23 protein-coding genes are annotated in these 24,224 nt (G+C 64.4%); 13 read left to right on the forward strand and 10 right to left on the reverse strand.

Annotated features, from left to right (window positions below; all coding sequences use genetic code 11):
* The first annotated feature begins 24 nt into the window (after positions 1–24).
* The 6 genes from HWX53_RS07645 (at position 25) to ltaE (ending at position 5,049) form a co-directional block, all read left to right on the forward strand.
* Positions 25–759: an aspartate/glutamate racemase family protein gene (locus HWX53_RS07645; protein ID WP_175940169.1), complete on the forward strand. Its 735-nt coding sequence runs from the start codon at positions 25–27 to the stop codon at positions 757–759.
* Positions 760–894: 135 nt separating this feature from the next.
* Positions 895–1,851: an allantoinase PuuE gene (puuE, locus tag HWX53_RS07650; protein WP_175940170.1), complete on the forward strand. Its 957-nt coding sequence runs from the start codon at positions 895–897 to the stop codon at positions 1,849–1,851.
* On the forward strand, positions 1,848–2,369 hold the full coding sequence (gene uraD, locus HWX53_RS07655) for a 2-oxo-4-hydroxy-4-carboxy-5-ureidoimidazoline decarboxylase (RefSeq protein WP_175940171.1): 522 nt from the start codon (positions 1,848–1,850) through the stop codon (positions 2,367–2,369). The genes puuE and uraD overlap by 4 nt, the downstream gene beginning before the upstream one ends.
* Before the next feature lie 31 nt (positions 2,370–2,400).
* The gene (gene alc, locus HWX53_RS07660) at positions 2,401–3,411 is read left to right on the forward strand and encodes an allantoicase (RefSeq protein WP_175940172.1); all 1,011 of its coding nucleotides are present in this window, start codon (positions 2,401–2,403) and stop codon (positions 3,409–3,411) included.
* Positions 3,411–3,911 carry an ureidoglycolate lyase gene (locus HWX53_RS07665; RefSeq protein ID WP_175940643.1) on the forward strand — a complete coding sequence of 167 codons (501 nt, stop codon included), beginning with the start codon at positions 3,411–3,413 and terminating at the stop codon, positions 3,909–3,911. Before alc ends, HWX53_RS07665 begins: the two co-directional genes overlap by 1 nt.
* Positions 3,912–4,029: 118 nt before the next feature.
* The gene (gene ltaE / locus HWX53_RS07670) at positions 4,030–5,049 is read left to right on the forward strand and encodes a low-specificity L-threonine aldolase (protein ID WP_175940173.1); all 1,020 of its coding nucleotides are present in this window, start codon (positions 4,030–4,032) and stop codon (positions 5,047–5,049) included.
* 54 nt (positions 5,050–5,103) lie between these two features.
* Here the strand turns inward: ltaE and HWX53_RS07675 are convergent, their stop codons facing one another.
* Together HWX53_RS07675 and uraH are read right to left on the reverse strand one after the other, a co-directional pair.
* Positions 5,104–6,297, reverse strand: a complete 1,194-nt coding sequence (locus HWX53_RS07675) for a urate hydroxylase PuuD (RefSeq protein WP_175940174.1) — start codon at positions 6,295–6,297, stop codon at positions 5,104–5,106.
* Between the two features lie 90 nt (positions 6,298–6,387).
* The gene (gene uraH, locus HWX53_RS07680) at positions 6,388–6,741 is read right to left on the reverse strand and encodes a hydroxyisourate hydrolase (RefSeq protein ID WP_175940175.1); all 354 of its coding nucleotides are present in this window, start codon (positions 6,739–6,741) and stop codon (positions 6,388–6,390) included.
* A 439-nt stretch (positions 6,742–7,180) separates the two neighbouring features.
* On the opposite strand from uraH, the gene HWX53_RS07685 reads away from it, so the two are divergent.
* Positions 7,181–8,578: an 8-oxoguanine deaminase gene (locus HWX53_RS07685; RefSeq protein ID WP_347879151.1), complete on the forward strand. Its 1,398-nt coding sequence runs from the start codon at positions 7,181–7,183 to the stop codon at positions 8,576–8,578.
* A 21-nt stretch (positions 8,579–8,599) separates the two neighbouring features.
* A complete protein-coding gene (locus tag HWX53_RS07690; RefSeq protein WP_175940177.1) occupies positions 8,600–8,746 on the forward strand; it encodes a hypothetical protein in 147 nt (48 codons plus the stop codon).
* A gap of 502 nt (positions 8,747–9,248) precedes the next feature.
* Here HWX53_RS07690 and HWX53_RS07700 read toward each other — a convergent pair.
* A complete protein-coding gene (locus HWX53_RS07700) occupies positions 9,249–10,181 on the reverse strand; it encodes a LysR substrate-binding domain-containing protein (protein WP_175940178.1) in 933 nt (310 codons plus the stop codon).
* A 270-nt stretch (positions 10,182–10,451) separates the two neighbouring features.
* On the opposite strand from HWX53_RS07700, the gene HWX53_RS07705 reads away from it, so the two are divergent.
* The 4 genes from HWX53_RS07705 to HWX53_RS07720 all read left to right on the forward strand — a co-directional run bounded on the left by HWX53_RS07705 (position 10,452) and on the right by HWX53_RS07720 (position 15,358).
* The gene (locus HWX53_RS07705; protein ID WP_175940179.1) at positions 10,452–12,023 is read left to right on the forward strand and encodes an ABC transporter ATP-binding protein; all 1,572 of its coding nucleotides are present in this window, start codon (positions 10,452–10,454) and stop codon (positions 12,021–12,023) included.
* Positions 12,024–12,025: 2 nt separating this feature from the next.
* Positions 12,026–13,132, forward strand: a complete 1,107-nt coding sequence (locus tag HWX53_RS07710) for an ABC transporter permease (protein WP_175940180.1) — start codon at positions 12,026–12,028, stop codon at positions 13,130–13,132.
* Positions 13,133–13,154: 22 nt separating this feature from the next.
* Complete coding sequence (locus tag HWX53_RS07715; RefSeq protein WP_175940181.1) at positions 13,155–14,084, forward strand: ABC transporter permease; 930 nt, start codon at positions 13,155–13,157, stop codon at positions 14,082–14,084.
* Between the two features lie 188 nt (positions 14,085–14,272).
* On the forward strand, positions 14,273–15,358 hold the full coding sequence (locus tag HWX53_RS07720) for a BMP family ABC transporter substrate-binding protein (protein ID WP_175940182.1): 1,086 nt from the start codon (positions 14,273–14,275) through the stop codon (positions 15,356–15,358).
* An 81-nt stretch (positions 15,359–15,439) separates the two neighbouring features.
* On the opposite strand, the gene HWX53_RS07725 is transcribed toward HWX53_RS07720, so the two are convergent.
* The 4 genes from HWX53_RS07725 to HWX53_RS07740 all read right to left on the reverse strand — a co-directional run bounded on the left by HWX53_RS07725 (position 15,440) and on the right by HWX53_RS07740 (position 18,593).
* Positions 15,440–15,649 carry a dodecin gene (locus tag HWX53_RS07725; RefSeq protein ID WP_175940183.1) on the reverse strand — a complete coding sequence of 70 codons (210 nt, stop codon included), beginning with the start codon at positions 15,647–15,649 and terminating at the stop codon, positions 15,440–15,442.
* Between the two features lie 107 nt (positions 15,650–15,756).
* Entirely contained in the window at positions 15,757–16,248 is a 492-nt protein-coding gene (locus tag HWX53_RS07730) for a hypothetical protein (RefSeq protein WP_175940184.1), read from the reverse strand.
* 330 nt (positions 16,249–16,578) lie between these two features.
* Positions 16,579–17,022: a large conductance mechanosensitive channel protein MscL gene (mscL, locus tag HWX53_RS07735; protein ID WP_175940185.1), complete on the reverse strand. Its 444-nt coding sequence runs from the start codon at positions 17,020–17,022 to the stop codon at positions 16,579–16,581.
* Between the two features lie 185 nt (positions 17,023–17,207).
* Positions 17,208–18,593, reverse strand: coding sequence for a DUF2252 domain-containing protein (locus HWX53_RS07740; RefSeq protein ID WP_175940186.1), 1,386 nt, complete (start codon positions 18,591–18,593; stop codon positions 17,208–17,210).
* A 205-nt stretch (positions 18,594–18,798) separates the two neighbouring features.
* On the opposite strand from HWX53_RS07740, the gene glgX reads away from it, so the two are divergent.
* The gene (gene glgX, locus HWX53_RS07745; protein ID WP_175940187.1) at positions 18,799–21,012 is read left to right on the forward strand and encodes a glycogen debranching protein GlgX; all 2,214 of its coding nucleotides are present in this window, start codon (positions 18,799–18,801) and stop codon (positions 21,010–21,012) included.
* Positions 21,013–21,333: 321 nt separating this feature from the next.
* Here glgX and HWX53_RS07750 read toward each other — a convergent pair whose 3' ends face one another.
* The 3 genes from HWX53_RS07750 to HWX53_RS27590 form a co-directional block, all read right to left on the reverse strand.
* Positions 21,334–22,572: a tetratricopeptide repeat protein gene (locus HWX53_RS07750; protein WP_175940188.1), complete on the reverse strand. Its 1,239-nt coding sequence runs from the start codon at positions 22,570–22,572 to the stop codon at positions 21,334–21,336.
* A 123-nt stretch (positions 22,573–22,695) separates the two neighbouring features.
* The gene (locus HWX53_RS07755; RefSeq protein ID WP_175940189.1) at positions 22,696–23,376 is read right to left on the reverse strand and encodes a PspA/IM30 family protein; all 681 of its coding nucleotides are present in this window, start codon (positions 23,374–23,376) and stop codon (positions 22,696–22,698) included.
* 225 nt (positions 23,377–23,601) lie between these two features.
* A complete protein-coding gene (locus HWX53_RS27590; protein ID WP_241269853.1) occupies positions 23,602–24,021 on the reverse strand; it encodes a hypothetical protein in 420 nt (139 codons plus the stop codon).
* Between the last annotated feature and the right edge of the window lie 203 nt (positions 24,022–24,224).

A 24,224-nucleotide genomic window follows, 5' to 3' on the forward strand; every position in this document is an offset into this window, starting at 1 on the left:
AGACGCAATGAGCAGGAGACAGCAATGCGCATCAAACTGATCAACCCGAACACCACGCAGCGCATGACGGAATCGATGGCCCGCTGCGCGCGCGAGGTCGCCGCGCCGGGCACGGAAATCGTCGCGGTGAGCCCGACGATGGGCCCGCCTTCCATCGAAGGCTATTACGACGAAGCCATTGCCTCGCTCGGGCTGCTCGCCGAAGTGGAGGCGGGCGAGCGGCAGGGCTTCGACGGCTACGTGATCGCGTGTTTCGGCGACCCGGCGCTGTACGCGGCGCGCGAACTGGCGCGCGGGCCGGTGATCGGCATCGCGGAAGCGGCCATGCACGCGGCGAGCGTCATCGCGCCGGGCTTTTCGGTCGTGACGACGCTGCGGCGCACGTGCGGCATGGCATGGCATCTCGCCGAGCGCTACGGCATGACGCGCTTCTGCAAGAACGTGCGTGCGACGGACGTCGCGGTGCTCGAACTGGACGAGCCGGGCTCGGCGGCGCGGCAGACGATCATCGACGAATGCCGGCGCGCGCTCGACGAAGACGGCTCGGACGCCATCGTGCTCGGCTGCGCGGGCATGGCGGAATTCTGCCGCGAAGTGGAGGACGCTATCGGCGCGCCGGTCGTCGAAGGCGTGACGGCGGCGGTCAAGTGGGCCGAGGCGCTCATCGCGCTCAGGCTGCATACGGCGAAACGCGGCGACTTCGCGCGGCCGCTGCCGAAACGCTACGACGGCGTGCTCGCCGATTTCGGCCCGCGCTGAGCGCCCCGAAACGATCGACACATACCGGTGACGTGACCCGCAATATCTGCGCCGCTGTATGGGCGCATCCGGGCGTTTTCGCTACACTGAATCGTCGACATTCCGCTTTCCAACGCCCCGTTTCCTGACCCAGCCATGTCTCTAGATCCGAACTATCCACGCGACCTGATCGGCTACGGCCGCCATCCCGTGCAGGCGAACTGGCCGGGGCGTGCGCGCGTCGCCGTGCAATTCGTGCTCAATTACGAAGAAGGCGGCGAAAACTGCGTGCTGCACGGCGATCCCGGCTCCGAGCAGTTCTTGTCGGAGATCGTCGGCGCGGCGTCGTATCCGGCGCGTCACATGAGCATGGAGTCCATCTACGAATACGGCTCGCGCGCAGGCGTCTGGCGCATCTTGCGCGAGTTCGAGAAGCGCGGCCTGCCGCTGACCGTGTTCGGCGTCGGCATGGCAATGGAGCGGCATCCCGAGCTTTCGCGGGCGTTCGTGGAACTGGGGCATGAGATCGCGTGCCACGGGTATCGCTGGATTCACTATCAGGACATGTCGCCGGAGCGCGAAGCGGAGCATATGCGTCTCGGCATGGAAGCCATCGAACGTGTGACGGGCGTGCGGCCGCTCGGCTGGTACACGGGCCGCGACAGTCCGAACACGCATCGGCTGGTGGCGGAATACGGCGGCTTTCTGTACGACTCGGACTACTACGGCGACGATCTGCCGTTCTGGATGGACGTCGAGCTCGGCAACGGCAAGAGCACGCCGCAACTCATCGTGCCGTACACGCTCGATACCAACGACATGCGTTTCGCCACGCCGCAAGGCTTCAATACGGGCGACCACTTCTTCACCTACCTGCGCGACGCGTTCGACGTGCTCTACGAAGAAGGCGACGAAGCGCCGAAGATGCTGTCCATCGGCATGCACTGCCGGCTGCTCGGCCGGCCGGGGCGTCTTCGCGGGCTGCAGAAGTTTCTCGATCACATCGAAAAGCACGACCGCGTGTGGGTGACGCGTCGCGTCGATATCGCGCGGCACTGGCGCGAACATCACCCTTACGATCAAACGCAGGCAGACAACGGGACGGCGGCATGAAGGCGATGCAAACCACACTCGACCAACTCAACACCATGCCCGCCGACGCGTTCGTGACCGTGCTCGCCGGCATCTTCGAGCATTCGCCGTGGGTTGCGGAGATCGCGGCGGCCAAGCGCCCGTTTTCGAGCATCGACGCATTGCACGCGACCATGTCGCAAGCGGTGGAGACGGCGGGCGAAGAAAAGCAACTCGCGCTCATCAACGCTCACCCGGAACTCGCGGGCAAGGCAGCGGTGCGCGGCGAACTGACGGCTGAATCGACGCGTGAGCAGAGCGGCGCGGGGCTGAACCTCTGCACGCAGGAAGAGTTCGACAAGCTCCAGTCGCTCAACACGGCGTATCGCGAGAAGTTCGGCTTCCCGTTCATTCTCGCGGTGCGCGGCTATGACCGTCACGGCATCATCGCGAACTTCGAGGCGCGCGTGAATCATGACCGCGACCAGGAGCTTCGCACGAGTCTCGACCAGATTTACCGGATCGCGCGCTTCAGGCTCGACGACCTGATCCGCGCCTGATCCCCCTTGCAACGACAATAGGACGAAGACAATGGCAATTCCGACACTCGATCCCAACGCGCCCGACTTCACGCGCCGCTATGTGAATCTCGCGGACCCGCGTCTGGGCGCGCAGGCACTCGAGGCGAGCGACGATTTCTTCGCGCCGAAGGAACGCATGCTGAACCCCGAGCCGGCCGTGTTCATCCCCGGCAAATACGACGAGCACGGCAAGTGGATGGACGGCTGGGAAACGCGCCGCAAGCGCACGACCGGCTACGACTGGTGCATCGTCAAGCTGGCGCGGCCGGGCGTGATCAAGGGCATCGATCTGGACACGAGCCACTTCACCGGCAACTTCCCGCCGGCGGCGTCGATCGAAGGCGCGCATGTCGCCGACGGCGCGCCGAGCCAGTCCACGCAATGGACGGAAATCGTGCCGTCCACGACGCTGCAGGGCAATAGCCATCACTATCTGGATGTCGCCTCGGCCGAGCCGTTCACGCACTTGCGCGTGAACATCTATCCGGACGGCGGCATCGCGCGTTTGCGGGTGTACGGTCAGCCGCAACTCGACTGGCGCAACGCGGATCGCAATGAACTGTTCGATCTCGCCGCGATGGAAAACGGCGCGTACATGGTCGGCACGAACAACCAGCACTTCGGTCTCGCGTCCACGCTTTTGATGCCGGGCCGCGGCGTCAATATGGGCGATGGCTGGGAAACCCGCCGCCGCCGCGAGCCGGGCAACGACTGGTGTATCGTCGCGCTCGCGCAGCCGGGCATTATCAAGAAAGTCGAAGTGGATACCGCACACTTCAAGGGCAATTTCCCCGACCGCTGCTCTTTGCAGGCGGCGTATGTGAAGGGCGGCACGGACAGCTCGCTCGTCACGCAGGCCATGTTCTGGCCGGTGCTGTTGTCGGAACAGAAGCTGCAGATGGACAAGCAGCATTTCTTCGAGTCCGAACTCGCGGCGCTCGGCCCGGTCACGCACGTGCGCTTCAACATCTACCCGGACGGCGGCGTGTCGCGCCTGCGTCTTTTCGGAACGCTTGCATGATGAAGACGCTCGCGATCGAACCGTTGACGCGCGCGGCGTTCGAGCCTTTCGGCGATGTGATCGAGCTCGACGGCGCGAAGCAGATCCCGATCAACCTCGGCACGACGATCCGCTTTCACGATCTCTGCAAGGTCGACGTGACGGATGAGGGCGGCCGCACGCTCGTGAATCTCTTTCGCGGACAGCCGCGCGTGCTGCCGTTCGAAGTAAAGATGATGGAGCGTCATCCGCTCGGCTCGCAGGCGTTCATTCCGCTCGATGAGCGGCCGTATCTCGTGGTCGTCGCGCCGGCGGGAGACCTCGACGAATCGCAGATCCGCGCGTTCGTCACGCGCGGCTGGCAGGGCGTGAACTACGCGAAAGGCGTCTGGCATCATCCGCTGATTGCGCTGGATAAGGTCAGCGATTTCATCGTCGTCGATCGCGGCGGGGAAGGCTTGAATCTGAACGAGCAGGACCTGAGAGAGTCGTTGTGGCTGACTCAAGAGGCGCTGCGCTGAGTCGTCGCGCGTATTGCGCGTATTGCCCATAGCAGTCACGGAAAGACCGGCGCAGCATGGCCGGTCTTTTTTGTTGCGCGCTACACTATGCCGCTCACTTCCGACCAAGCGACTCACGATGCCAGCACGCCAGATCGACCTACGCAGCGATACCGTCACCCGCCCGAGCCAGGCGATGCTCGCCGCCATGTCAGCCGCCGAAGTAGGCGACGACGTCTGGGGCGACGATCCCACGGTGCTCAAGCTCCAGTCCACGCTCGCGGAGCGCACCGGCAAAGAAGCGGGCCTGTTCTTTCCGAGCGGCACGCAAAGCAATCTCGCGGCGCTGATGGCGCATTGCGCGCGCGGCGACGAGTACATCGTCGGGCAGGCGGCGCACACGTATAAGTACGAGGGCGGCGGGGCGGCGGTGCTCGGCAGCATTCAGCCGCAGCCTATCGAGAACGCGCCGGACGGCTCGTTGCCGCTCGACAAGATCGCGGCGGCGATCAAGCCCATCGATGACCACTTCGCGCGTTCGCGCCTGCTCGCGCTGGAAAACACCATCGGCGGGAAAGTGCTGCGGGCCGACTACGTGGCGCAGGCGACGAAGCTGGCCCGCGATCGCGGCCTCTCGACGCATCTGGACGGCGCGCGCATCTTCAACGCGGTGGTGGCGTCGGACCGGCCGGTGAGCGAACTGTGCGCGCCGTTCGATACCGTCTCCATCTGCTTTTCGAAAGGCCTCGGCGCGCCGGTCGGTTCGGTGCTGGTGGGCAGCAAGGCGCTCGTCGATGTCGCGCACCGCTGGCGCAAGGTGCTCGGCGGCGGCATGCGGCAGGCGGGCGTGCTCGCGGCGGCGTGCCTTCACGCGCTCGATCATCATGTCGACGGGCTCGCGCAGGATCACGAGAACGCGGCGCGGCTCGCAGCGGGGCTTGCCGGCATCGACGGAATCGTGATTCAGTCGCAAGCGACCAACATGGTGTTCGCGCAGATTCCCGCGAAGCACTGCGCGCCGCTCGAAGCTTGGCTCAAGGAACGCGGCATTCTCACGCAGATGCTGTACGCATCGCGGTTCGTGACGCATCGCGATGTGTCGCGCGAAGATATCGACACGGTCATCGACGCGGTCAAAGCCTACTTCGCCGCGCAATGAAAAACGGGCCGATCGGCGCTAACCGATCGGCCCGTCTCGCATCGGCAGCGATGCTTACTGCACCGCGCCTCCGTCAAACCATGCAGCGATCTTCTGACGCTCGGCATCCGTCATTTGCGTGACGTTGCCAAGCGGCATCGCTTTCAGCGTCACCGCCTGCTGATGCACGCGCTGCGCGTTCTGGCGAATCTCGGCGGGCGTGTCGAGGAGAACGCCTGCGGGCGCGCTGCCCATCATCGTCGGATGCGCGGAGTGGCACGCCGCGCAACGCTGCTGGATGATCGGCTGAATGTCGGCGACCTTGATCGTCGGCGCACCAGCGGCCTGCGCGACCGGCACCGTCGGCGCGGGCATCGTCCACGCGAATGCGCCGAGCACCAGCACGAGACCCGCGACCGGCATGTACCACAGCACCTGCCCGCGATGACGCATCACGAAGAACTGACGGATCAGCGCGCCCGCCAGCATGATGAGCACGAGGATCACCCAGTTGTACTTGTGCGTGTAAGTCATCGCGTAGTGGTTGGACAGCATCGCGAAGACGACCGGCAGCGTGAAGTACGTGTTGTGCACGGAACGTTGCTTGCCCCGCTTGCCGTAGATGGCGTTCGGCGTCTCGCCCTTGAGCATTGCCGCGACCATCTTGCGCTGTCCCGGAATGATGACGAAGAACACGTTCGCGGACATGATCGTCGCGATCATCGCGCCGGTGATCAGATACGCCGCGCGGCCCGAGAATACGTGACACGCCACGAACGCCGCGATCAGCACGTAGATGCCGACGCAGATGCCGAGCAGCTTGTCGTTGTGGCCGAGCAGGCGGCAGAGCGAATCGTAGACGATCCAGCCGGCCATCAGAAAGCCGAGCGCCGCCGACACCGCAACGACCGGTCCCATGTCGAGCACGTTCTTGTCGATCAGATAGGTGCTCGGCGAGAGCAGATACAGCACGAAGAAGAGGCCGAAGCCGGACATCCACGTGGTGTAGGACGGCCAGAACGACCAGTGCAGGTTCTCCGGCATGTCCTGCGGCGCAACCGAATACTTCTGCATGTGATAGAAGCCGCCGCCGTGCACGTGCCAGAAGTCGCCGAACACGCCGCGCCGGCGCGCGTTCGGGTCCTGCGGCGGTTTCAGGCTGTTGTCGAGCGCGACGAAATAGAACGACTCGCCGATCCACGCGATCGCCACGATCACGTGCAGACAGCGCAAGACCAGGTTCAGCCAGTCGGTGATAAAGCCTTCCATGAACTCCTCCACTACCGATTCGTTATGCGCACGCCGTCGATGCGCGGCGTGCTGTGATCGCTATGTCTGGCGCGGGTTAGCTGCCGCGTGTTAGCTGCCGCGATACGTGCTGTACGCCCACGGCGAGACCAAGAGCGGCACGTGATAGTGCGCGGCGGCGTCCGCGATGCCGAAGCGCAGCACGACGCGATCGACGAAGCGCGGTTCGGGCACTTTCACGCCAAGCGCGGCGAAATAATCGCCCGCGTGAAAGACGAGTTCGTATTCGCCGGTTTCGAGTTCCGCGCCTTCGAGCAGCGGCGCGTCGCAGCGGCCGTCGTCGTTGGTCAGGGTGGTCTTGATTGCGCGCCGGGTGTCGCCGGATAGCGCGAAGAGCTCGACTTGGATGTTCGCGCCGGGGCGGCCGTGCGCGGTGTCGAGGACGTGGGTGGTGAGCTTGCCCATTCGCATGTTCCTTGTGTTGTGCGATGTCCGGCTCGCGCATCGATCCGAAATCCGCACTGTGGGGAACCGTGCGGCGGCGGCGGATCGAGGCTCCACGTCAGTGGCTACATACCCGTCGGCGTTTCAGATGCGCGCCGTGTACAGCATTGTAGAAATTCGAGACGCGCTGTGCGTCCGCGATAGGAAAGATAATGCCGGGCGCATGAGCGCCGCCGCTCCCGCAAAGCCACGGCGCGCGGACAATCTGCACGGCTTTCGCTGCGATGCTACCTGCGCCAAAATTCGCAAATATATCGCCGGGCTGAACTCGACTATGACGCCCACGTGATTGCCGCCATGTTTTTGGCTGCCGACAGTGACACCGCGCGCAATTGAGCCGCGTCCCGAAGACGGCGTTCCACGCTGGGTAACCGGGGCTTTCACTGGTCCTCTTACCCTGATGCAACCCGTTTTCGGAGAACATTCGATGAATGCGACACCCCGCAGCCTGCTCGTCAAGAACGCCCACATGCTCGTCACGATGGACGCAGAGCGCCGCGAAATCGCCGATGGCGGCCTCTTTATCGAAGGCAACCGCATCGTCGCGGTCGGCCCGACGAGCGAGCTTCCGCAGACCGCCGACGACGTGCTCGACATGCGCGGGCATCTCGTCATTCCCGGCCTCGTCAACACGCACCACCATATGTATCAGAGCCTGACGCGGGCGGTTCCGGCCGCGCAGAACGCCGAACTCTTCGGCTGGCTCACGAACCTCTACAAGATCTGGGCGCATCTGACGCCCGAGATGATCTCCGTCTCCACGACGACCGCGATGGCCGAACTGCTGCTCTCCGGCTGCACGACATCGAGCGATCACCTGTATATCTATCCGAACGGCAGCCGGCTCGACGACAGCATCGCGGCGGCGCGCGAGATCGGCATGCGCTTTCACGCGGCGCGCGGCAGCATGAGCGTCGGCCAGAAAGACGGCGGGCTGCCGCCGGATTCGGTCGTCGAAAAAGAAGACGCGATCCTGAAGGACTCGCAGCGCCTCATCGAGACGTATCACGACGAAGGCCGCTACGCGATGCTGCGCGTGGTCGTCGCGCCGTGCTCGCCGTTTTCGGTGAGCCGCGAGTTGATGCGCGATTCCGCGGCGCTCGCGCGTCGGTACGGCGTGTCGCTGCACACGCATCTGGCGGAAAACGTGAACGATGTCGCGTACAGCCGCGAAAAGTTCGGCATGACGCCCGCCGAATATGCCGAAGACCTAGGCTGGGTCGGCCATGACGTATGGCACGCGCATTGTGTCCAGCTCGACAAACCGGGCATCGAGCTTTTCGCGCGCACGGGAACGGGCGTGGCGCATTGTCCCTGTTCGAACATGCGGCTCGCGTCCGGCATCGCGCCGATCCGCGCGATGCGCGACGCGGGCGTGCCGGTGGGCTTGGGCGTGGACGGCTCGGCATCGAACGATGGCGCGCAGATGGTCGCCGAAGTGCGGCAGGCGCTTTTGCTCCAGCGCGTCGGGTTTGGACCGGATGCCATGACCGCGCGGGAAGCGCTCGAAATCGCGACGCTCGGCGGGGCGAAGGTACTGAACCGCGACGACATCGGCGCGCTCGCGCCCGGCATGGCGGCGGATTTCGTCTCGTTCGACCTGTCGCAGCCGGCGTTCGCGGGCGCGCTGCACGATCCCGTCGCGGCGCTCGTGTTCTGCGCGCCGTCGCAGGTCGCGACGAGCGTCATCGACGGAAAAGTGGTCGTGAAGGAAGGGCGCCTGACGACGGTGGATCTGCGCGCGGCGGTCGAGCGGCATAACGCGCTGGCGGGAGAATTGGCGAATGCGGCACATTAAAGGCGCGACGCGCGTGTCAAGGTGACGGGCGCGTCGTCGCAGTGCGCGACGAGCGTGATCGACGGAGAAGTGGTCGCGAAGGAAGGACGGCTGACGACGGTGGATTTGCGCGGGGTCGTCGAGCGGCAAAACGCGCTGGCGGGCGCACTGGCGAATGCGGCGCACTGAACGCGCAATGCGCGCCTCAAGGCGAGGCGCGCGCCGTCGCAGGTCGCGACGAGCGTGATCGACGGGAAAGTGGTCGTGAAGGAAGGGCGGCTGACGACGGTGGACTTGCGCGCGGTCGTCGAGCGGCATAACGCGCTGGCGGGAGAATTGGCGAATGCGGCGCACTGAACGCGCAATGCGCGCCTCAAGGCGAGGCGCGCGCCGTCGCAAGTCGCGACGAGCGTCATCGACGGAAAAGTGGTCGTGAAGGAAGGGCGCTTGACGACGGTGGATCTGCGCGCGGCGGTCGAGCGGCATAACGCGCTGGCGGGCGAATTGGCGAATGCGGCACATTAAAGGCGCGACGCGCGTGTCAAGGTGACGGGCGCGTCGTCGCAGTGCGCGACGAGCGTGATCGTCGGGTAAGTGGGCGTGAAAGAGTGCGGTCATAGCGCCGCACAAAACGCTGCCACGTGAACTGGCGAACGCGGCGCGCTGAAGGTGCGCCGCGCCTCTTGCGAGGTCAAGGCTGATCGATCAGCGACCGCGTCGCCTCAGCGACGAGACTGCGCAGCCAGCGGACTTCGTCGGAGTAGTGACACCGCTCATGCCAGAGCTGGTAATACTGCATGGGCGGGAAGTCGAGCGGCGCGGGCACCACCGCGAGCGGCAGGAACTTCGCGTAATGCGCGGCGAACAGGCGCGTGGTCGTGAAGACGAGGTCCGACTTGATGAGCACGTAAGGCGCAAGATTGAAGTACGGCAGCGTGACGACGACATGGCGCTTCAGGCGCTCGCGCGCCAGATGCACGTCGATTGCTCCGCGCTGACCGACGGAATAGGGCGTCGGCGCGAGGTGCGGCGCGTTGAGATACTGATCGAGCGTGAGCCCGCCGCGCTTCGCGAACGGATGCGTGTTGCTGACGAGACACACGATCTTGTCGACGAAGAGATTCGACAGATGCAGTTGCTCGGGCGGTTCCGGCCAGTTGCCGACGACGATATCGAGCTTGCCGTCTTCGAGCGCCAGTTCGTAATCGAACGCGGGCCCGAGCGAATGGAACTCGAGCGTCGCGTTCGGCGCGGCCTGCCGGAAACGCTCGACGACCGTCGGCACGAACAGCACGTTCAGATAGTCGGGACAGCCGATGCGATAGCACCGCACGGACGTCGAAGGGTCGAAGTTGTGCTGCTGGACCTTGATCCGCTCGATCTCGCGCAGCGCGTTCTGCGTCGGTTCGAGCAGGCGCAGGCCGTATTCGGTCGGCACCATGCCGGATTTGCCGCGCACGAGCAGCGGATCGCCGGTGATGTCGCGCAGGCGGCGCAGCGCGGCGCTGATGGCGGGTTGGGACTGATTGAGCTTGACGGCCGCGCGGGTGACGCTGCGTTCCATCAGCAAGGTATGCAAGACGCGCAATAAGTACGTATCGATCGCCTCGCGTTGCTGACTCATGTTATCTCCACTATATGTTCTGGCTGATCGACGGCGGGGTACAACATATCATTTTTAATATGACATAGACTTTGCGTCAAGGTGTGGCTAACCCGCAAATACTGGCTCGGCGGGGAGTTGCGCTAATTTTGAGTTATCGACTTAGCGTCTCGAATTCTGTAAATTCTGCCCGCGATATGAGTTCGTGCGACAACGGTGTCCTGCGCTCGCTCTCGCGGTAATCCTTTCCAGTCCGGCCTGCTCGGTGGCCGGGCGCTTATTCAGAGCTCAATGGGCGACGCCATTCAAAAGTCGACAACGCCACCGCGCCTGGCGTTGTCCGGCATCAGCAAGCAGTACCCGTCCGTCAAGGCGAACGACGGCGTGAATCTCGTCGTCATGCCCGGCGAGATCCACGCGGTGCTCGGCGAAAACGGCGCCGGCAAGTCCACGCTGATGAAGATCATCTACGGCGCCGTGCGCCCGGACGAAGGCGAGATCCGCTGGCAGGGCGAGACCGTCGACATCGGCAGTCCGGCTGCGGCGCGCAAGCTCGGCATCGGCATGGTGTTTCAGCACTTCTCGCTGTTCGAAACGCTGACGGTCGCCGAAAACATCGCGCTCGCGCTCGACGACAAGTTCGACATGAAGGCGCTTTCGAAGCGCATCCGCGACGTATCGAAGGACTACGGGCTCGATGTCGATCCGCAGCGGCATGTTCATAGTCTGACGGTGGGCGAACGGCAGCGCGTGGAGATCGTGCGATGCCTCTTGCAGAACCCGCGGCTGCTCATCATGGACGAGCCGACTTCCGTGCTCACGCCGCAGGCCGTCCAGAAGCTCTTTACGGTGCTGCGCCGGCTCGCGGCCGAAGGGTGCAGCATTCTCTATATCAGCCACAAGCTCGACGAAATCCAGGCGCTGTGCGAGAGCGCCACGGTGATGCGCGGCGGCCAGGTGACCGGCAATGTCGATCCGCGTAAGGAAACGCATGCGTCGCTCGCGCAGCTGATGGTAGGTCATTCGCTGCCCGACTACACGCGCCGCGCCCACACGCCGGGCGATGCGCTGCTCGCGGTCAGGAATCTTTCGGTGGCCAGTCCGGACCCGTTTGGCACTTCGCTCCAGAACGTGTCGTTCGAGGTGCGCGCGGGCGAAATCTTCGGCATCGCGGGCGTCTCGGGCAATGGCCAGGCGGAACTGCTCGCGGCGCTCTCGGGCGAGATTCGCGATCGCCACGTCGCGGCCGATGCCGTGTCGATCTGCGGCACGCCCGCGGCGCGGCTCACGGCGGGCGCGCGGCGGCGGCTCGGCTTTGCGTTCGTGCCGGAAGAACGGCTCGGGCGCGGCGCGGTCCCGGCGATGTCGCTCGCGGAAAACGGTCTACTGACCGCGCATCGGCAACAGATGGTGCGCGGCGGCTGGATTCGCGCGGGCGTGGTGCGCAGCTTCGCTGATCGCTGCATCCAGGCGTTCGACGTGCGCTGCGGCGGCAGCGGCGCGCTCGCGCAGAGCTTGTCCGGCGGCAACTTGCAGAAGTTCATCGTCGGACGCGAGATTCTGCAGGCGCCGAAGGTGCTCGTCGTCGCGCAGCCGACCTGGGGCGTCGATGTCGGCGCGGCCGGTTTCATCCGCCAGCAATTGCTGGATCTCGCGTCGCGCGGCGTCGCCATTCTCGTGATCTCGGAAGAACTCGAAGAACTGTTCGACATCTGCGACCGGCTCGCGGTGCTCGCGCGCGGCAAGCTCTCGCCGGTGCGCGCGACGGGCGAGACGAACGCCGAGGAGATCGGCCTCTTCATGGCGGGGCTGTTCGAAGGCAAGCGCGCGGCCGCGGCCGAACTGGATTCTTTGAGCAAATAAGCATGATCTTTCCCTATCGACTCGAAGCGCGCCCGACGCCCTCGCGCGCCATGCAGCTTGCGGTTCCGGTCGTGGCGGCCGTGGCGACGCTGGTCATCGGCTTCCTGATTTTCAGCGTCGTCGGCCAGGACCCGCTGCGCGCGATGCACGCGTTCTTCATCGAGCCGCTCTCGACCGTGAATGGCTGGTCCGAGCTCGTGCTGAAGGCGTCGCCGTTGTGCCTGATCGGACTCGGGCTCGCGGTCGGCTATCGCGCGAATGTGTGGAATATCGGCGCGGAAGGGCAGATGCTGCTCGGCGGCATCGTCGCGGGCGGCATTGCGATACACGTCGGCGATGCGTCCGGCTGGTGGACGCTGCCGCTCATGGTGATCGGCGGCATCGCGGGCGGCATGCTGTGGGCCGCCATTCCGGCGCTGCTCAAAAGCCGCTTCAACACCAACGAGATTCTCACGAGCCTGATGCTCACGTACGTCGCGACGCAGCTGCTGATCTATCTCGTGAGCGGCCCGTGGCGCGACCCGGAAGGCATGAACTTCCCGATTTCCGCGATGTTCGTCGACGACGCCTTGTTCCCGCGTCTCTATGGCGACTGGCACTGGAGCTTCCTGAAGGGCACGCGCATCAACGCGTCGGTGTTTCTGACGGTGATCGCCATTCCGCTCGTCTGGCTTTTTATGCGCAAGAGTTTCGCGGGCTTCCGGATGAACGTCGGCGGCCTCGCGCCGCTCGCCGCGCGCTACGCGGGCTTCTCGGACAAGAAGACCATCTGGACTTCACTGCTGCTTTCCGGCGGACTCGCGGGTCTCGCGGGCGTGGGGGAAGTCGCGGGACCAATCGGGCAGCTTCAGGCCGGCTGGTCGCCGGGCTACGGCTTCACCGCGATCATCGTCGTGTTCGTCGGGCGGCTGCATCCGGTGGGAATCGTGCTCGCGAGTCTGTTGATGGCGCTGCTGTACCTCGGTGGCGAAGCGGTGCAGACATCGCTGCAATTGCCGCAGGCGCTCGCGGGCGTATTTCAGGGGTTGCTGCTGTTTTGTCTGCTCGGCTGCGATCTGTTCGTGAATTACCGCATCAGGCGCAGGACCCCCGCGCACCGCGCTGCTTGAGACCGCATAAGAGAACTCGAAGATGGATATCAATCAAGCCAGCAATCTCGCATCGAGCGCGGTCATCGCGGCCATTCCGCTGATGTACGCGGGCGCGGGCGAACTCGTCGCGGAGAAGTCGGGCGTGCTCAACCTGGGCGTCGAAGGCATGATGCTGATGGGCGCGGTCACGGGCTACGCGGTCACGTCGATCACCGGCAGTCCGTGGCTCGGCATCGTCGCGTCGGTATTCGCCGGGCTCGCGATGGCGCTGCTCTTCGGCTTCCTCACCATCACCATGCTTGCGAATCAGGTCGCCACGGGCCTGTCGCTGACGATCTTCGGCATCGGATTCTCGGCGTACGTCGGCAAGCCGTACACGTCGGCCGCGGTGCGCGCGACCATCGACGTGCTGCCGATTCCTGGCCTCTCGTCGATTCCGGTTCTCGGCCCGGCGATCTTCTCGCTGACGCCGCTCGGCTATCTTGCGTTCGTCATGTTCGCGGTGATCGGCTGGTTCCTTTTCAAGACCCGCGCGGGGCTTGTGCTGCGCTCGGTCGGCGAATCGCCGGCGGTGGCGCATTCGGTCGGTTTTCCGGTGGTCGGCGTGCGCTACGGCGCGACCCTTTTCGGCGGCGGCATGGCGGGCATCGCGGGCGGCTACTACTCGATCGTCTATCTGCACGTCTGGCAGGAGCAACTGACCTCAGGACGCGGCTGGATTGCGCTCGCGCTCGTCGTCTTCGCGACGTGGCGGCCGGGGCGTCTCCTGATCGGCGCGCTGCTCTTCGGCGCGGTGATGGCGCTGCAGTTCTACGCGCAGGCCATCGGCGTGCCGGTGCCGACGCAGTTTCTCGCGATGCTGCCGTATATCGCGACCATCGTCGTGCTCGTGCTGATCTCGCGCAACCCGAACACGATCAAGCTCAACGCGCCTGCATCGCTCGGCAAGCCGTTTTTCGCAGCGAGTTGAAGCGCGTGGCGCGCCGGCATTTTGGATTCGCGGTACCGCATGCAAAGTGCCGCATTCAATTGCGCGGTCGCTGTGTTGTTCCGCCACCGCACCGCGCGCGCCTGAGGTTCCGCCGCGTTTTTTGACCGACGAAACTTTAGGCGAACCGTTTTCCGTTTTGCATACAACATCCAAAGAGGAGCATCACGATGCAAAAAACCTGGCTGAAGGCGATCACGGCCACTGTCGCGCTCTCCGCGACGCTCGCCGCCGCGAGTGCGCGAGCCGCCGACGCCCCGGGCGTCGCCTTCGTCTATCTCGGCAACCCGGGCGATGCCGGCTGGACCTTCGCGCACGACGCCGGCAGCAAGGAAGCCGAAGCGAAGTTCGGCAACAAGATCAAGATCACGCGCGTCGAGAACGTGCCGGAATCCGCGGACTCGGAACGCGTGTTCCGCGATCTGGCCAACAAGGGCAACAAGGTCATCTTCGGCACGAGCTTCGGCTATCAGGACTTCCAGCTGAAGGTCGCGAAGGACTTTCCGGACACGATCTTCCTGACCGCGACGGGCTTCAAGAAAGCAAAGAACTTCGGCACGTACGATGTTCGTATGTATCAGGGCGCGTATCTCGCGGGCATTGCGGCGGCCTATGTGACGAAGACGAATACGCTGGGCTTCGTCGCGTCGGTGCCGATTCCCGAAGTGGTCCGCAACATCAACGCTTACACGTTGGGCGCGCGTTCGGTGAATCCGAAGATCCATACGAAGGTCATCTGGATCAATAGCTGGTTCGATCCGGGCAAGGAAAAGCAGGCGGCCGAGACGCTGATCGGACAGGGCGCGGACGTGCTGCTGCAGAACACCGATTCGAACGCGACGCTCAACACCGCCAACGAAAAGCATGTGCATGCGTTCGGCTGGGATTCGAACATGAAGAAGTTCGGCCCGGACGCGCATCTCGGCTCGGTGGTCGCGCACTGGGGCGTGTACTACAACGACGTGATCCAGAAGGTGCTCGACGGCAAGTGGAAGAACGATCCGGTCTGGCTCGGCATTCCGCAGAAGGCCGTGGACCTGGAGGATCTGAACACCGGCGCGATTCCGGCGAAGGCGGTGCAGGCCGTTGCAGCGAAGCGCGACGAACTGCACTCGGGCAAGTGGGATGTCTTCAGCGGCCCGATCAAGGATCAGTCGGGCGCGGAAAAGGTGCCGACGGGTAAGACGCTGACGGATCCGGAACTGCAGCGTATCAACTGGTATGTGGAAGGCGTGGACGGGTCCCTGCCGAAGTAAGGCGGGTCGTCAGCCGAAACGAAAACCGCGCCCGAGGGCGCGGTTTTCACTTATGGCATGCAAAACGCCAACACTCGACGCTCAGTCATCGATCCGCAGCCCCACCTTGATCGTCACCTGCCAGTGCAGGACTTCGCCGTTCTCGATATGCCCGCGCGTCTCGGTCACTTCGAACCAGTGCATATTGCGCAAGGTCTTCGAGGCCTTCGCCAGCGCGACGCGCACGGCGTCGTCGCTCGATTGAGTCGAGGAGCCGGTGAGTTCGATCTGCTTATAGACGTGATCCGACATGCTGTTCTCCTTGTGGTTTGCTCGGACTTCGATCCAGCAAGGCGCGCGCCACGGCGCATCGAGGCCGCCGTGTCACGCAGAAGATATCGAATGCAAAATGCCGGCGCTCAACGCAGCGGACGCGAAGCGGCGTCGCCTGCATCCTGACGGCGCGTGCCGCGGCGTCTGCGAGCCGAAGCGGTCGCGCCGAATTCGCTCAGAATCTGCGTGCGGGCGCGACTAGCAAAGACAAGAAAGCCGAAGCCGTTCGCCTCATACCAGTAGCCGCCGTTCTCGAGTCCGTCGAGCGGCTGCTCCAGAGCATTCGTGATGGATTCGACGCAGCGCCGGTGCAGCTCGTCGATGGCCGGGTAGGGCGGCTGGGCGCCGCGCACGCTGCACAGCAGGACATCGAGTCCTGGCAGCGCATGGGCATACAGCACCGGTTCGTCCTGCGCGCGAGCGCGTGCAATCTTGGTATCCAGCTGGCCGAACGGCTTGAAATGCCGCAGCACGGCGAGAAACGACTCATCGCCAACAGCCTTCACGCGTCTACGCTTTTTCGGGAAGGACATAAAAACTCGCCTGAAAAAGAATTGCAAGAAACGCAGCGTCCTCATGCGGCCACTCCCGTCTTGCGTGCCGCACGTCGATCTTTTATAGCGCATCGATGTGATCGGGTCACGGTGATTCGGGCCTCCGGAACGCGCGATCGGCAAAATCGCCGACAGGCGTCAGAAGCGCACGAATCGTGCCGATGACCCGTTGGCGGCCCGCTGGCATCCCCTCGGCATTTCCTATGGGTATCTATCTGACATCTGTCTCAATAATAGTCCTGCTGCGAGCCGCGCGAACAGCCTTCGCGAAGAAAAAAAGCGTCCATGCTAACGAAAGGCGGATGGCGTGCCCTAAACCGGGGCTCTCACCGCCCGCTCGGTACGCCCCTTTGCCTAGACGCGCGGCGTCCTTTTGAGTTCATCGCGGATTTCGCGCAAAAGCAGCACGTCTTCGGGCGGCGCGGCGGGCGCCGGCGTTTCGGTGGGCTTGCGCAGATTGTTGATGAACTTGACCATCAGAAAGATGATGAATGCGAGGATGATGAAGTTGATCAGCACGGTGATGAACGAGCCGTAGCCGAACACCGCGACGCCCGCGGTTTGCAGATCCTTGTACGAATCGGGATTGCCTTTGAAGGTCGGCGGTATGTGCCCGAGCCGGACGAAGAGATTCGAGAAATCGAGCCCGCCTGTCGCGAGGCCGACGACCGGCATGATCAAATCCTTGACGACGGAGTTCACGATAGTCGAGAACGCGCCCCCGATGATGACGCCGACTGCGAGGTCCATGACGTTGCCCTTGAGGGCGAAATTCTTGAATTCCTCGATCATGCTCATGCGGGGATTCCTCCTTTTCAGGTGCTAAACGATTGTTGTGAGGGTGCGGCGGGCCGGGAGCGCGCGCCGCTGCATCGAGCGCGAGCCTTACTGCGCAAGCCGTGCGTTTTGCTCGCAGGCAAGGCAATGATAGTCAATCCGGTGGCGCGTCGCGCGGCGAGTGACTGCGTGGGCGACACGTACGGCTATGCAGCCTTAACGCGCCCCACGCTGATCGCCGCGCAAAAGGCCGCGTGATCCGCGACGGTCTGAGCGCCGTATCGCTCGGCCCAGACCGCGTAGGCGGCGTCGAGCTTGTCTGATGCGCCGCAGTAACCCGCGATGAGCGCCGGGTCGCCGGTGCGCGCATGAGCGCGGGCGAGCAGCAGTCCGAGACACCACGCGTAGAAGTCGAACGTGGCGCCATGCAGCCAGTCGACGGGAACGGAGCCGCGAATCTGCTTCATCTGGCGTACGTAGAAATCGCGCCCGGCGATGGTCGTCCAGCCGAGCAGCGCATCGGATGAGCTTTGCAGGAGCCGCTGACCATGCACGACGCGCCTTCCTTGATGCCGGAACGGCTCTTCCAGCGGCGGCACGAACGGCGCGGCGGCCGGCACGATGCCTTCCTTCACCTGCATGAAGATCGGGTCGCCGAGCGCGCGGCCGATCAGCAGCACGAGATACGCACGCGTGCCGACGCTTCCGACGCCGACCACCCGATGCGCGACATCCACGACATCGTATCGTTCGAGCATCATCCGCCACTCGCCCGCGATGGTCCGCAGATAGGTCCTGAAGCCATCGATGACGTGATTTTTCTCGGCGGCGTCGAGTTGCGTTAGGATCGGCGGATCGACCTTGAAGCGCCAGCTTTTGCCGGCCGGCTCAGCGACCTTCGCGAGCATCGTCGCGTGCGAGCGTTTCATCGCGCGCTCGACGGTGCGCTCGATGGTGGCTTTTTCGTCGGCGTCGAGATGCGTGGGCGCGTCGATGTGCAGTGCGCTCGCGTAAGAGCGCATCTGCCACAAATCGTACGGGCTCACCTGGCGCAGTTCGTTCATCGTCGTGCGGTACGCCTCGCACGCGGAACGCACGGCGCGCTCGCGACCTTGCATGTCCACGTTGTTTTCGCGGGCCGCGACGTTGATGCTCGCGGTCAGGCGCTTCACGTCCCATTCCCACGGAGCGACGATCGTTTCGTCGAAATCGTTCAGATCGAATACGACGTCCTGACGCGGCGTGCGAAAGAGTCCGAAGTTATTGATGTGCGCGTCGCCGTCGATCATCACGTTGTGGCCGATCGACGGCGATCTCGACAGATCCCACGCCATGACGGTCGCCGCGCCGCGCAGAAACGCGAACGGCGATTCGGCCATGCGCGACATGCGCAGCGGCACGAGCCGCTCCTGTCGTCCGGCGTTGACGGCGAGCACGCGCTCGACGGGATCGGGGCGGTCCGGCTCGGGCTGCCAGTTCGCGTGGGCTTCGAAAGGGATGGCGTCGCGCAGCGCGCGGCCGGCGGCACGGCTTTCGTCGGCGGTGCCGCTGGCTTGCGATGTCGTCGGGATGGAGCTGAAGCGCGTGGACAAACGTGCCTCCTTCGGCGAGCGAATGCTGCATGTGCGATGGACAGGCCAGCATACCGCAGATCGCGCGCGGTAACGGGGCGCAACTCGGAAAGCGCTGCTTCGCCGATGCCGGGCACATGCCTTGCTCTTACCCAATCCGCTTAATGCCGTGCAATGCGGCACCCTTATCCCGACGCATCGCGCGTCATTCTCTGCCGATCATCTCATGCCGAATCAATTCCGCATTGCCGAAGGGTCCCCGTTTCCGCTTGGCGCCACGTGGGACGGAAACGGCGTCAACTTCGCCCTGTTTTCAGCGAACGCGACGAAAGTCGAACTGTGCCTCTTCGACGAGAAAGGCGAAAAGGAAACGCAGCGCATCGAGCTGCCCGAATACACCGACGAAGTCTGGCACGTCTATCTGCATGGCCTGGCGCCGGGCGCCGTGTACGGCTACCGCGTGCACGGGCCCTACGAGCCGGAGAACGGGCATCGCTTCAATCCGAACAAGCTGCTGCTCGACCCGTACGCGAAGGCGCACGTCGGCGAGATGAAGTTCGACCCGGCGCTCTTCGGCTATACGCTCAACGCGGAAGGCGACGATCTGACCTTCGACGAACGCGACAGCGCGCCGTTCATGCAGAAATGCCAGGTGATCGACCAGAACTTCACGTGGACTCATGCGACGCGCGTGCGCGTGCCATGGGAACACACGATCTTCTACGAGACGCACGTGCGCGGCTTCACCAAGCGGCACCCGGCGATTCCGGAAAACATGCGCGGGACGTTCGAAGGGCTCGGACAGAAGGAAGTGGTCGATTACATCAAGAGCCTCGGCGTGACCTCCGTCGAGCTGCTGCCGATTCACGCGTTCGTGAACGATAGCTATCTGCTCGACAAGGGCCTCACGAACTACTGGGGCTATAACACCATCGGCTTTTTCGCGGCCGATCCGCGCTATTTCTCGCGCGGAGCCGGCGTCGTCGCGGAGTTCAAGGAGATGGTCGACCGCTTGCACGAAGCCGGCCTCGAAGTGATTCTCGACGTGGTCTATAACCACACCGCCGAAGGCAACGAGCGCGGGCCGACGCTGTCGTTCCGCGGCATCGACAACGCGTCGTACTACCGGCTGATGCCGGACCAGACGCGCTACTACATCAACGACACGGGCACGGGCAACACGCTCAATCTTTCGCATCCGCGCGTCTTGCAGATGGTCACCGACAGCCTGCGCTACTGGGTAACGGAGATGAACGTCGACGGCTTCCGTTTCGATCTCGCGACGATTCTCGGCCGCGAGCCGTATGGCTTCGACGAAGGCGGCGGCTTCCTCGACAGTTGCCGGCAAGACCCGATTCTCTCCAGCGTCAAGCTGATCGCCGAACCGTGGGATTGCGGTCCCGGCGGCTATCAGGTCGGCGGCTTCCCGCCGGGCTGGGCCGAATGGAACGACCGCTATCGCGATACCGTGCGCGCGTTCTGGAAGGGCGACGAGGGCGAATCCGCGGAACTGGCGACGCGCATCACCGCTTCGGGCGACAAGTTCAACAAGCGCGGGCGTCGTCCGTGGGCGAGCGTGAACTTCATCACGGCGCACGACGGCTTCACGCTCAACGATCTCGTGTCCTACAACGACAAGCACAACGAGGCGAACGGCGAGGACAACAAGGACGGTCATTCGGACAACAAATCGTGGAACTGCGGCGTCGAAGGCCCGACCGACGACCCGGAGATCCGCGCGCTGCGCGAGCGCCAGAAGCGCAATCTGCTCGCGACGCTGCTGTTCTCGCAAGGCACGCCGATGGTCCTCGCGGGCGACGAGTTCGGCCGCACGCAGCAGGGCAATAACAACGCGTATTGTCAGGACAACGAGATCAGCTGGGTGGACTGGGAGGGCATCGACGACGACGGCCGCGCGCTCACCGAGTTCGTGCGCAAGCTGACGACGCTGCGCCACACGCTGCCGGTGCTGCGACGCCAGCGCTTCCTGACGGGCGAAGTCCGTGAGGATATGGGCGTGGCCGACGTGAAATGGCTGAGTCCGAGCGGGGACGAGCTCACGCCCGAGCAGTGGGGCGACCCCGGCATGCGCTGCTTCGGTCTCGTGATAGACGGCCGCGCGCAGGCCACCGGCATCCGCAAGCCGGCATCGGACGCGACGCTTCTGTTGATCGTGAACGCGTACCACGATGTCGTCGATTTCACGCTGCCGGACATTCCCGGCCCCGATCAATGGAGCTGTCTGATCGACACGAACGCGCCGGTTCGCGAGGAACTGCCGCAGTTCGATTCGGGCGATGTCTATCAGGTCACGGGCCGGTCGCTGCTGCTTTTCGCGCTTCAGGCGCGCGGGGCCACGAAACGCGTGTTCGAGCGGCTGGAAGAAGCGCTGACCGACGACGTGCCGCCGGAGCAGGGCGACACGCCGTCCGCCAGTTGACGCATGGGCTCCCGCCGATAACGCGGGAGCCCGTGTCGATTGGTTATCATGCGATCTTTGCAATCGCAAAAGGCGGCGCAAGCCGCCTTTTTTCTTTCCACGATGCCTTCTTCACGTTCCCTCCGACGCTCCCTCGCATGATCCTGCACACGTTGTTGCGCGTGGCGACGTGGGATCAGCTCGAACGCATCTGGGAATTCGTCGTCGGCTTCTTCAAGTTTCTGTGGGCGCTGCTGCGCTTTCTGGGCGGCGGCTGAAGCGCGCATACGAAAAAAAGAAGGCCCCGCGAGCGGGGCCTTGCTTGTGGCTCGACGAAGCGCTTCAAGTGTCGCGCCAGTTGTCGTCGTTGCTGCCGAGATCGAGACCGCCTCCGCCGCCGCTGCCGTCATCCCAGTCGTTCGACCCGTTGCCGAAGTCCAGGCCGCCGCCGTTGTTGTTGCCGAAGTCCAGCCCGCCATTGTCGTTGCCGACGTCGCGGCGTTCGACCGGCACTTCGCGCTCGATCACGCGGTCGCGTCCGTGCGACATGGCTTCGCCGAGCAGCACGCCGGTCAGGAGGCCGCCCATGCCGCCACCGAAGCCGCCGCCTTGCTGGATGATGACGGGCGGCTGCTGCCCTGGTTGCGGCGGATACGGTCCCTGTTGCGGATACGGCGCCTGCGGACCATAGGGCTGCTGGCCGCGCCCAAAGCGCTCGGCTTCCTGCGCGAAAGGCGACTGCCCTTGCGCACTGGAATTCGCCGCATTCGCCGCATTCGCCGCAGTTGGATCGGGCCGGCCTTCGGCGCGCGCCTTCAGGCTCGCCACCTGATTCTCGAGATCCTCGATGGCATAGGGCGGCACCGGGTTCTTCGCGTTAGATAGCGACTCCACCATCTCGCGCAACTGCGTCTCCACGCCCTCGACGTCGCGCAGAAGCGCCTCGTGACCGGGCGCGGTCGAGAGCCTCACGTCCAGCTTCAGCGTGCGCACATCGTTGAGCAACTCGGTCGCGCGTTTGAGCTGGGCGCGGCGGTCGTCTTCGGTGCGGCCGTCGTCACGGGCGCGAGCGCGTCGCAGGCCCCAGCGCAGCACCAGCGCAATCGCCGCGATCAGCACCGCGAGGCCGATCCACATGCCCATCGACGGCCCATGCTTCTGCGGCGCGGCGGCTTGCGCCGGGTTGAACGGATTCAGCGCGACTGAGCCGTTGGAGCCGCGATTGGTCGTCGCGTTGGCGCGGTTCGCGTCGTTGCGGATGCGGGCTTCGGTGGACGCGAATCGCGACGGGTCCGTGAAGCTCAGCGACGGATCGAGCGTCTTCGCCTGCTGCAAATGCGAGAGCGCGTCGCTCGCGCGGCCTTCGCGGTCCAGCACCTGCGCGTAGAGATAGTGGGCGTGCGCGTTGTTCGGATGCGCGTCGAGCACTTCGCTCAACTGCGCGTCGGCTTTCTGCCAGTTGCCCTGCGTCATCGATTGTTCGACCTGCTGCGCGGTCGGCACGGCGGCCAACGCGAGCGGCGAGGCGACCGACAGCGCGAGGGACATCGATAAGGCGAGAGCCGTCAAAGTCTTTTTCATGTGCGGGCCGGGCGTTGCGACGCCCGTCTCCATTCGAAGCTGCGATCGGTGATTGCCAAGACATCGCAAGGCGGATACCCGAAAGCGCAAAAGTCCACGAAGCGACGGCGGCAGCCGCCGGGGTTACTGCGCCGGCGTATTCAGCTGCTTTTTCAGGGCTTCCAGACGGTCTTCCACCGAAGGGCCGCGATTGAGCGCCGCGAGCTTGTCGTCGAGCGCCTTGCCGGACTTCTGGTCCGCCGAATTCAGGCGCGCGTCGGAGCGGGCGTTCGCGAGCTGGACCTTGTCCTCAAGCTTCTGAAAATCTTCCGACAGGTTTCTTCCGCCGATGCCGCCCAGCGCCGTGGCGGCCGTGTCCTTCGCCTGCGCGATCTGCTGCTTCGCCTGAAGGATGTTCGAGCGCGCGTTGAGATCGTTGCGGCGCTGGCGCATGTCGGCGATCTGCTGCTTCAGGTGATCGACCGAAGGCACGAGTGTTTGCAGTTCGGCCGCGAGCGCGTCGCGCTCCGTTTCGGCATTGGCTTGCGCCGCGAGCGCTTCGCGCGCGAGACCTTCGTCGCCGCTTTGCAGCGCGCGTTTGGCGCCGTCTTCGTACTTCTTCGCTTTCTCGGCGGCGGCGTCGCGCTTGCTTTGCTGCGTGGCGACCTGCGCCTCGATCTTGATCAGCGAGTTCTCCGCCTTCGCGATGCTGTCGTCCAGTTCGCGCACGATCTGGCGGGCGTCGCGCGAGGGATCCTGCATGGTGTCGGCGGCATCGTTCAGCAGACCTTTGACGGTGCGCGAGATGGAATCGAAAAGCGACATGTATGTATCTCCTGGATGAAAACCACGGACCACTAGACCGCGGCTGGCGCGCCGCGCATCGAATGTGAGGCGCCGCGCCCGGAATGCAAGCGCAAGCGCGCGGCATTCACGCGCGGGTTTACCCGTTCATTAGAGCACGTCGCGACTTAATATGGACTTAAGCAAGGTGAAGGAATGTAACGGCTGCGCAGACGCGCGCCGTGAAGAGGGAGGCGTGCGACGAGCCTAGCCGCCGAGCCGTTCGTCGCCGGTCAGCGACGCGTCCTCGCCGGCGCTTTCGGTGTCGTCGCGGCTGACGGGAACGCTTGTCGTCGCCACTGTCGCCACCGTCGATGCAGCCGCCGCCGCAGCCTGCGATCGCGCGATCTTGGCCGCGCCCGCGGCAGCTTCGCGCGCTTCGCGGGCCGCTGCTTTAGCGGCCACGCTGCGTAGCGCGACATCGAGCGGATCGGGGGCTTTCGGCGCGCGCAGACGGTCGACGATGCCCGCCACCTTGATCTGCTCGCTCGTCGCGTTGAAGTTGAGCACCGCCCGCCGCATGAGTTCGCTCACGCTGATGCCGAGGTCGTCCGCGGTCTTGCTGATGGCGAGCTTCTGCGCGGGGGTCACGAATACAACGATGCGTTCGGTAGGCTTGGTCGTCATGAGCGGCTCGCAGACAGTAAGGCGATTGCAAACATCGCATGCGCGGTCCCGGCGCCGGGATCGCTCACTTCGTTACCGCAGGTCGTTCGCCGGCGAAAAGCCCCGGCTATACATGTATCCATCATATCGGTTCGCGAGGCGGCTGTGCGTGCTCGCTGTTTTGCAGCGTCCACCGAATGCGCGTCCTGGATCATCGTATGAGC

The organism is Caballeronia sp. BCC1704 (assembly GCF_902833455.1).
Lineage (GTDB): Bacteria > Pseudomonadota > Gammaproteobacteria > Burkholderiales > Burkholderiaceae > Caballeronia.

Coding starts and splice junctions, on each gene's coding strand:
- HWX53_RS07645 (WP_175940169.1), top strand. CDS start 25: ATGCGCATCAAACTGATCAACCCGAACACCACGCAGCGCATGACGGAA.
- puuE (WP_175940170.1), top strand. CDS start 895: ATGTCTCTAGATCCGAACTATCCACGCGACCTGATCGGCTACGGCCGC.
- uraD (WP_175940171.1), top strand. CDS start 1,848: ATGAAGGCGATGCAAACCACACTCGACCAACTCAACACCATGCCCGCC.
- alc (WP_175940172.1), top strand. CDS start 2,401: ATGGCAATTCCGACACTCGATCCCAACGCGCCCGACTTCACGCGCCGC.
- HWX53_RS07665 (WP_175940643.1), top strand. CDS start 3,411: ATGAAGACGCTCGCGATCGAACCGTTGACGCGCGCGGCGTTCGAGCCT.
- ltaE (WP_175940173.1), top strand. CDS start 4,030: ATGCCAGCACGCCAGATCGACCTACGCAGCGATACCGTCACCCGCCCG.
- HWX53_RS07675 (WP_175940174.1), bottom strand. CDS start 6,297: ATGGAAGGCTTTATCACCGACTGGCTGAACCTGGTCTTGCGCTGTCTG.
- uraH (WP_175940175.1), bottom strand. CDS start 6,741: ATGGGCAAGCTCACCACCCACGTCCTCGACACCGCGCACGGCCGCCCC.
- HWX53_RS07685 (WP_347879151.1), top strand. CDS start 7,181: ATGCAACCCGTTTTCGGAGAACATTCGATGAATGCGACACCCCGCAGC.
- HWX53_RS07700 (WP_175940178.1), bottom strand. CDS start 10,181: ATGAGTCAGCAACGCGAGGCGATCGATACGTACTTATTGCGCGTCTTG.
- HWX53_RS07705 (WP_175940179.1), top strand. CDS start 10,452: ATGGGCGACGCCATTCAAAAGTCGACAACGCCACCGCGCCTGGCGTTG.
- HWX53_RS07710 (WP_175940180.1), top strand. CDS start 12,026: ATGATCTTTCCCTATCGACTCGAAGCGCGCCCGACGCCCTCGCGCGCC.
- HWX53_RS07715 (WP_175940181.1), top strand. CDS start 13,155: ATGGATATCAATCAAGCCAGCAATCTCGCATCGAGCGCGGTCATCGCG.
- HWX53_RS07720 (WP_175940182.1), top strand. CDS start 14,273: ATGCAAAAAACCTGGCTGAAGGCGATCACGGCCACTGTCGCGCTCTCC.
- HWX53_RS07725 (WP_175940183.1), bottom strand. CDS start 15,649: ATGTCGGATCACGTCTATAAGCAGATCGAACTCACCGGCTCCTCGACT.
- HWX53_RS07730 (WP_175940184.1), bottom strand. CDS start 16,248: ATGAGGACGCTGCGTTTCTTGCAATTCTTTTTCAGGCGAGTTTTTATG.
- mscL (WP_175940185.1), bottom strand. CDS start 17,022: ATGAGCATGATCGAGGAATTCAAGAATTTCGCCCTCAAGGGCAACGTC.
- glgX (WP_175940187.1), top strand. CDS start 18,799: ATGCCGAATCAATTCCGCATTGCCGAAGGGTCCCCGTTTCCGCTTGGC.
- HWX53_RS07750 (WP_175940188.1), bottom strand. CDS start 22,572: ATGAAAAAGACTTTGACGGCTCTCGCCTTATCGATGTCCCTCGCGCTG.
- HWX53_RS07755 (WP_175940189.1), bottom strand. CDS start 23,376: ATGTCGCTTTTCGATTCCATCTCGCGCACCGTCAAAGGTCTGCTGAAC.
- HWX53_RS27590 (WP_241269853.1), bottom strand. CDS start 24,021: ATGACGACCAAGCCTACCGAACGCATCGTTGTATTCGTGACCCCCGCG.